4 protein-coding genes are annotated in these 4,998 nt (G+C 72.9%); 2 read left to right on the top strand and 2 right to left on the bottom strand.

The genetic code is table 11. The features are described 5' to 3' along the window. Positions 1 to 422 precede the first annotated feature (422 nt). Together VF468_05565 and VF468_05560 are read left to right on the top strand one after the other, a co-directional pair. Positions 423 to 905 carry a winged helix-turn-helix domain-containing protein gene (locus VF468_05565; GenBank protein HEX5877780.1) on the top strand — a complete coding sequence of 161 codons (483 nt, stop codon included), beginning with the start codon at positions 423 to 425 and terminating at the stop codon, positions 903 to 905. Beyond that, positions 874 to 1,476: an IS630 family transposase gene (locus VF468_05560; protein HEX5877779.1), complete on the top strand. Its 603-nt coding sequence runs from the start codon at positions 874 to 876 to the stop codon at positions 1,474 to 1,476. The genes VF468_05565 and VF468_05560 overlap by 32 nt, the downstream gene beginning before the upstream one ends. A 281-nt stretch (positions 1,477 to 1,757) precedes the next feature. On the opposite strand, the gene glpB is transcribed toward VF468_05560, so the two are convergent. Both glpB and VF468_05550 read right to left on the bottom strand, forming a co-directional pair. Continuing rightward, complete coding sequence (gene glpB, locus VF468_05555; GenBank protein HEX5877778.1) at positions 1,758 to 3,008, bottom strand: anaerobic glycerol-3-phosphate dehydrogenase subunit GlpB; 1,251 nt, start codon at positions 3,006 to 3,008, stop codon at positions 1,758 to 1,760. Then, positions 3,008 to 4,756: an FAD-dependent oxidoreductase gene (locus VF468_05550; protein ID HEX5877777.1), complete on the bottom strand. Its 1,749-nt coding sequence runs from the start codon at positions 4,754 to 4,756 to the stop codon at positions 3,008 to 3,010. The genes glpB and VF468_05550 overlap by 1 nt, the downstream gene beginning before the upstream one ends. Positions 4,757 to 4,998: the final 242 nt, after the last annotated feature.

Below are 4,998 nucleotides of genomic sequence, written 5' to 3'. Positions count from 1 at the left end.
GGGCTGGAAGGCGGCAAGACTCGCCGCCGAGCTCGGGGTGAGCGAGACCACCCTCAGCCGGTGGGAGAACGGCCGGCAGCAGCCGACGCTCGGGCACCAGCAGCGGCTGTGTGAGGTCTTGGACAAGGACCCGGCCGAGCTCGGGTTCCAGGAGGACATACTCGACGTGGGAACCCGCCGGGAGTTCATGCGCCAGGTCACCGCGCTGGTCGGCACCGCCACCATGGAGACCGTCCTCGACATCGGCGGTCCAGATGAGCTGGATCGGTTCTCGCTGGCGGTTGGGCGCCCGACCCGAGTCGACCGGGCCACCGTCCAGCACCTTGAGGCGGTCACCGCGACGCACCGGGAGCTGTACCACCACTTACAGAGGTTCGCTCGTTCCGGTGACATGATCAGGTCTCTCCTGGCAGCATGGCCGGATGAGACCAACCGCTTATCGCCGCAACGCCCGCGGTCCGCGCGACCGCCAAGCCTTCGAAGGCGTCCGCCTGCAGGCCGGGGCGCTGTTTGCCGCCGGCCACACCCAAGCCGAGGTCGCCCACCAGCTGGGCATCGCCCGCCAGAACGTCAGCCGCTGGCACGCCCGCTGGCAGGCGGGCGGACTGCCGGCGCTGGCCAGCCGCGGCCCCACCGGGCCGGCGCCGCGCCTTTCGGACCAGCAACGCCACGAGCTGGACAAGGCGCTGCGCCAGGGCGCCCACGCCCACGGCTTCGACACCGACCACTGGACCCTGGCCCGCATCACCACCGTGATCCAGCGGCTGACCGGCGTCGCCTACCATCCCGGGCACACCTGGAAGCTGCTACGCCGCATGGGCTGGCGGCTGCAGCGCCCGGCCCGCCGCGCGGTCGAGCGCGACGAGCAGGCGATTGCCCGCTGGGTGGCCGAGGACTGGCCTTAGGATCTGCCGCAACGCCCGCCGCCGGCGCGCGGTGATCGTGTTCTGGGACGAGTCGGGCGCCTCGCTGCTGCCGGCGACGCGCCGGACCTGGGCGCCGCGTGGGCACACCCCGGTCATCCGCCACCGATACAAGTGGAGGCGGGCATCGATGGCCGCCGGGCTGTGCTACGGCTCCCTGGGTGGTGGTGCGGCCCTGGCCTTCCACCATCAGGTCGGCGCCTACGACACCGAGACCCTGATCAGCGCGCTGGAAGGGCTGCGCCGCTTCCTTGGCGGGCAGAAGGCGACCTTGGTATGGGACGGGCTGCCCGCCCACCGCAGCCTGGCCATGCGGGCCTGGCTCCACCGTCAGCGGCACTGGCTGGTGGTGGAGCCACTGCCCGGCTACGCGCCCGAACTGAACCCGGTCGAGGCGCTGTGGTCCAGCCTCAAGGGCCTGGAGCTGGCCAACCTCGCCGGCGACACCCTCCCGGACGTTATCGCGGCGGCCGAGCGCGGCATCCAGCGGATCCGCGGCACCCACCACCTGGCCTACTCATTCCTGCGGCATTGCGGCCTGTCGTTGTGGTGAGCGGTGACCATGTCACCGGAACACGCGAACCTCTTTAGACGCTTCAGCTTGGCCAGAATCTGGCCGGCGTCCCTGGTCCAGGTGAAGGGACGACAATGCCTCCTCGGATCCGGTCAAGGGCTCATTTGTAAGCTCGCCGACCACCAGCAAGGCATGCCGGCGTCGCGGGTGATGTGGACCAATTCCAAGGGTCACGTCAGATCGACCCCATCCTGGTCAGCCGCGAGCTGTTGTTCACCGTCACTCGGCTGCTCAACGACGGCAAGGACCTAGCCTCTTGCTCAGGCCCCGGCCAGCAGCTCGGCCGCCCTAGCCGCGGTGGCGAGGCCGACCCCCTCGCGGGAGCCTTCGGCGGTGGGGTCATGACCGGCCAGCTGGGTGCCGATGACGCGCACATTGCCCAGTACGGACGCGCCCGCGCGGTCGACCGGGCGGAGCTCGCGGTTCACCCTGACGCCGGCCTGGGCCAGCCGATGCGAGCCGAAGAAGTCCGCGGCCAGGAACTCGGTACGGTGAGCGAAGCCATCGATGGGCAACCCGAGCACTGTCTCGGCCAGGGTGCCGTCGCGGTAGGTCTCGATCCCCCCACCGGCCACGCCCCCCGTCGCCAGGACCACTTCGTCGCACGGGATCCGGACCGGGCCCGAGGCGCCCTCGCCGAGGACGGCCGTAACCCGGTCGCCGTCGCGCTCGGCCCCGATCGCCGGGAGCCCGAGCCGCCAGCCCACACCGAGTTCGCTGAGCCGCTCTCGCCAGGCGTCGAACAGCCGCAGCCCCGGAATCGACGGTGGCGGCAGGGCCGCCTCAACCACCCGGAGCCCGGCCAGCTCTTGGAGGTCGGCCCACGCCTCGGCGGCGTTGGCGAGCCCGATCACGGCCGGGACCACGCACACGTCGACGCCAGCGGCGGCGCGGCCGATCGTGCCGGCCACCGCCCCGCGGAACTCCCTCCCGTCAAAGGCACGGGCCAGCTCGACCGCGTTGACATGGCGTCCGCGGAATCCCTGGGGCAGCGGGATCTCGATCGGCACGGCGTCCAGGCCGATCCGGTGCAGCCGGTCGGCGCACAGGTGGGACGAGAAGTCCTCGAAGCCGGCAAAGCCGATGGCGGCGACCCGCCCGGCGAGGGCGCCGTCGCCCTGGATCTGGAGCAGCGCGGTGGTGCGCCGGGTCCCGATGCCCGTGATCTGGCTGCGGTTGACGGCCGGGTCGCCGACCAGCTCGATGCCGGCCCGGTCGGTCAGCGCCCGCACGTGCCCGATCCCGGCCAGCAGCGCGCCCTCGCCGACCAGCGAGTACGGGTGCCCGTCGGGTAGCCGGCCGAGTGCTTCCAACGGACGTTCCACCGGTTCCCCGGCCCCCGCCTCGTCCCCGGCCGGCAGGCGCCCCAGCACGTCGATCCCGCCGGCGGCCCAGTGCGTAAAGCCGTGACCGCGCGCGATCACCTGGACCTGCCGGCCTGCCTCGGCCAGCATGGCCGCTGCCGCCAGCCCGGACGGGCCGGCCCCGATGACCACGACGTCGGCGCCCATCACCGGCCCCCTTCGGTCGGCTCCCGGAGCGGCCCGCGGGGGCTGCCGGGCGGCCCGGCGTCGGTGGCCCGGCGCCCCTCGGTGTCCCCGGTCAGGCCCTCCCCGCCGACCCCACGCCCCGGGCCGGCCTGGCGCGGCCCAGACCAGTCGTCGCCCGTGGCGGCCGCCTGGATCTGCTCGTCCTCGCCCGGCTCCCGCTCCACCGTGTCCAGGGCGAGGATGCCGCGGTAGATCGCGTCGTTGCGCAGCGCCTGGACCGCCGCCTGGCCCCAGGCCACCGCTCGCAGCCCGCGCCAGCGCTCCTGCATGAACAAGCGCAGGTTGGCCAGCGGGTCACCGACGTCCGGCCGCCTGGCCGCGACGACGGCGGCGGCACGCCAACCGCACCCGCCGCCCTGGGAAGGACCGAAGCCGAGCCGGTACTGGCGGCGCAGGTCGTCAAGCTGGGTCACGCCGGCCCCGACGGCCTCCTCGATGGTGCGGCGGGTGATCAGCTCGCACTCACAGGCCAGCGGGCCGCCGGCCTGCCCGGCACCGGCCGACGGGCGGGCCAGCGGGCGGGTCGGCTGACGGATGCCCTGCTCGGCGCCGGGCAGGGGCGTGATCGCGGTCGTGCAGGGACGCTCCTCGCCACGCTTGGCGACCATGACGTCCACGACCTTCTGGGCCATCTGCCTGGAGGTGGTGAGCTTGCCACCCACGATCGACAGCAAGTTGGGCACTCCATCCCCGGGCTCGTGGTCCAAGACGGTGAAGGTGCGGCTGACGCTGCGGCCGTGCCCGCCCGCTTCGCCCCGGACCGGGTCGTACAGGGGCCGGTAGCCGCTGTAGGCGCGCAGGGCGCGACCGTGGGCGATGGCAGGTACCAGCTTGGCTGTCTGGTCGATGATCAGGTCGATCTCCAGCGGGGCGACGCTGGGATCGTCGGCGTCGTCGGCCTCGGTCGATGTGGTCCCAAGGATCGCCGCGTCGTAGGCCGGCACGATGATGTCGCCGTCGGTCGGCATGCGGCAGTGGGTGACCAGCGAGCGCACGTAGCGGCCGGCCATCACGACCATGACACCCTTGTCCGGGACCATCCGGAACGGGGCCCCGGCCATGGCACCAATCCGGCCGGCCCAGGCCCCAGCCGCGTTGATCACCCAGCGGCAGCCGATGGTCCGACCCCTGCCGCCGACCAGGTCATGGACGCGGACCGCGCTGACCCGACCGTCGCCGTCGCGCTCGAAGCCGACGACCGGGTGGTGCACCAGGACCCGGCCGCCTCTGGCCTCGGCGCCGTAGGCCATTGACCACAGCAGCCTCCAGGCGTCCATGCTGCCGTCGGTCGGCACCCAGAAGGCCCGCTCGATCCGGTCGGTAAGGGCCGGCTCCTCGCGACGGGCCGCGGCCGGGTCGACCTCCTCGCACGGCACGCCGGTCTCGGCACAGCCGGTGACGAAACGGTCGCCGTAGCCCAAATCGTGCTCGGGCAACAGGATGAAGAAGCCACCTGTGTCCTCGATGGTATGCGGCGCGATCCGGCGCAGGACGGCGTTCTCCTCGACGCACTCGCGGGCCGACGGCAGGTCGTTGACCGCGTACCGGGCGCCCGAATGCAGCTCGCCGTGCCAGCGCCCCGATGTGCCCGTCCCCAGGTCGGAGCGGTCCACCAGGACCGCCTCGATACCGCGCAGGGCCAGGTCCCACAACACGGCCGTCCCGGTGGCGCCCCCGCCGATCACCACGACGTCGGTCTCGCGCAGCATCGCCTGCTCCCTTCGCGGCCAGCGCCCGTCGTACCAAGCGTACTGCCGCGCTGGGGGTGGTCGGCCACCTTCGGGACCAAACCGGCGCCCCGCCGGGGCCCATGCCGGCCCGTCCAAGCCGCCGTCGATCGACGCTTCACCCGGTGCCGCTACGACGCCGCCCCCACGATCCAGGCGTTCAGCGCCCGGCTACGCCAGCAGATCGAGCTGGACACCTGACCGGCGAGCTGCTCACCGTGCTC

It is taken from the genome of Actinomycetota bacterium (genome assembly GCA_036280995.1).
In the GTDB taxonomy this organism is placed as follows: Bacteria; Actinomycetota; CALGFH01; order CALGFH01; family CALGFH01; genus CALGFH01.
This window is presented reverse-complemented; position numbering and strand designations above follow the sequence as displayed.